Below are 2,798 nucleotides of genomic sequence, written 5' to 3' on the forward strand. Positions count from 1 at the left end.
AGAAGTTTTATCTCTCTGTGGTTGGGACTATATCCTTGAAGCTATATTAAGTGCAACTTCATAGTAAATTGGTATAAGGGTTGGAGGGGAGCAAGCTCAGCTTTTTTGTACACGATCGCAGGTGGCTATGCACGGGTTTTGACCTATTTTACCTGTTTATCTTGCACTTTACTCTCGATCGCGCGATCGAAACCTTTCGCGACGCAATATGCGATCGATTATTCAGCAAGCCCTATTTAGTCTTTCATACCGTAAATCAGCAACGCCGAATTTTCAATAACAACTCGATATCAGACAATTAAAACAAGAATTACGCAGGATAGAACCTGCAACCTTTTGCGGGAGCCGGCTGTGAAGGCTCCCCCTCTTTGTGGGTTAGCGTACTCCACTTGACCAAGATATCTTCCAAGGTGTAAAGTTAGTTAGCTAGCCCTGCCCTTGTCTAGGTTCCACTAGCTTACTGCGTAGCTTTACAGGTCAGATATTTTTTTATATCATCAGAGCCAACATGAAAATTCCAATTTATAGGAACACCACTTATCTCCTGATATCAATCCTTGTAGTGGCAGCTATTTGGCGATTGATTAATATCAATCAGCCATTTATTGATGGCTTTAGTTGGCGTCAGTCAAGCACAGCCATGATGGCCGAAAATTTCTATCGCAGAAATTGGAATATCTTCTACCCTGAAGTTAGCTGGGATGGGCCAGGGCCTAGCTATAATGGACGGGAATTTCAAACAGTTACTTATATTACAGCCCTTCTCTATACTTTATTGGGACAGCATGATTGGGTGGGACGCAGCGTCGTTGTCCTGTTTAGCTTGTGGGGAATATTTGCCTTCTATCAGTTAGTTTCTCGTATTTGGGATCGGGATCGCGCTCTTATGAGTGCCGCAATTCTCGCAATTCTTCCAGGTCATATATATGTGGATCGGTCTTTCCTTCCCGACCCGGCAATGGTGGCATTAGTTGTAACAAGTTTCTGGATGCTGATTGCTTACCTACAAACTGACCGCTGGTACTATTTATTGCTTGCCACCCTCTTTGCAACTTGGGGCTTTTTAACCAAACTACCAGGTTTAATCATTGGCATTCCGATGCTATATACAATATTTGTTGTCCTGGGTCATCGAGGATTACTGCGCCCGAAAAAGCTGATAGTAATTGGAGTAGCTGCCATTTCTATCCTCCTTCCAGTAGCTGCCTATTATTTGTGGGCGAGGCATCTTGCTCTCACCTATCCGCCTTACCACTTTGCTGGCAGCGGGAACTGGCTCTGGGAGCATGGGTTACAGGAATGGTTACAAAAGAAATATTTTATCCCTAAACTTTATCATCTTGTCTCTCGGTGGATTTGGACATATCCCATCATGCTCCTTGTTGTTATTGGTTTATTCGTTCCCCCTCATTATAAAGTTCCTGCCCAGGAAGAGGAGCAGCGAAGTAATGTAGCTGTACGAGTACCAGGGATGTTTCATTGGTGGATGCTTGCTTTTGCCATTTATTACTTCATTGGTGCTCAACAGCTTGTCACAAATTACTCTAATTTAAATATTGTCAACCCCGCCGCCGCCGCTCTAGCAGGAAATGGCCTGATAGCACTTGCTTCATTCGCCAAGCGAGTCGGAGGTTCATCTTCAGCATTAGCACTCATAACGGCAATACTACTAATCATTTCTGGAATTGGTTATAGACAGTTAAATATATGGTGCTATTCTCTTTGGGCAAAAGAGGGCTACGAACTAGGGATAGCTTTGCAGCAAATAACTCAACCAAGTGACCTTGTTGTTACTATAGCTAATCCTGGAGGTGGCGATCCCGTCGCTATCTATTATAGTCAACGACGTGGCTGGGTTTTTCCGCCTGCAACTTATTGGGGTTCTCCTCCTTCGAGTCCTGAAGACAGCAGAAAAAAGAAGAGTATTTATTGGAAATATCCCATAACAGATGATACTTTAATTGCCATCTTGGAAGATTTGATTACCCAGGGAGCAGATTGGATGGGAATTGTTAAATATGGCAATAATCAGATTGCCAAAGATAACCCTAAATTGGTTGCATACATTCAAAAAACATTGGAACTCTATCAGGAAACACCCAACTGGGTCATTTATCGAATTCCTCCCCAAATTAAAACAACCAAGCGCTCGAACCAGGGTACTTTGAGGTCTTCTTTGTCGGGAGTAGATGGTTGAGATGGCCTGAGTGAGTGGGTCACGGGACAATCCCTATAAGCTGTTCTGCATTTAAACTGTGACACAAGCATTACCCCTGAGCGGGTGACAACACACGTCAAAACATTAATAGAATCAAGGACATAGCCCTCATACCCCTCTGAAAAAATCGTAGTTTATTGCGCCTAATTTCGCTTAATGAGCGTAATAATCTCTTGGCCAAATTCCCCGGCCAACTTCCTCCGCTTCGCTGCGCCCAACATTGACCATATAATCCAATCCAAAAACTACTATGGCCACGTATCGAGCGCCCGTATTCAGTTAACCTACCCACCTATTTTTGAATTCCCATTGTCTTGATTTTTTGACCTTGAATCACAGCCCAACTATAAGCAATGGCTATCAATAATATCAAATTGCTGACGGGTTGACAACCCCGTCAGGGCGCAGCAGTTAAAAAATTGTGAATTTGTGATAAATTACTCCGACGGCGTTTGTCGCCATCTGCGAGAGCTTTTTTCGCTCCCGATTTCCCAATAATCCGCCTAAATAGGGCTTGCTGAATAAGTTAAGAAAAATCACGATAGCAATTGAGGAATGATTCAAGTTCAGCGACACATAA

The 2,798-nt window shown here is 43.3% G+C and carries 1 protein-coding gene; it reads left to right on the plus strand.

Annotation, left to right across the window (positions count from 1 at the left end):
• The first annotated feature begins 508 nt into the window (after positions 1-508).
• Positions 509-2,197 carry a glycosyltransferase family 39 protein gene (locus QUB14_RS28315; RefSeq protein ID WP_333221529.1) on the plus strand — a complete coding sequence of 563 codons (1,689 nt, stop codon included), beginning with the start codon at positions 509-511 and terminating at the stop codon, positions 2,195-2,197.
• The last annotated feature ends 601 nt before the right edge of the window (positions 2,198-2,798 follow it).

It is taken from the genome of Microcoleus sp. B3-D2, assembly GCF_036705345.1.
GTDB lineage: Bacteria > Cyanobacteriota > Cyanobacteriia > Cyanobacteriales > Microcoleaceae > Microcoleus.

Coding starts and splice junctions, on each gene's coding strand:
- QUB14_RS28315 (WP_333221529.1), top strand. CDS start 509: ATGAAAATTCCAATTTATAGGAACACCACTTATCTCCTGATATCAATC.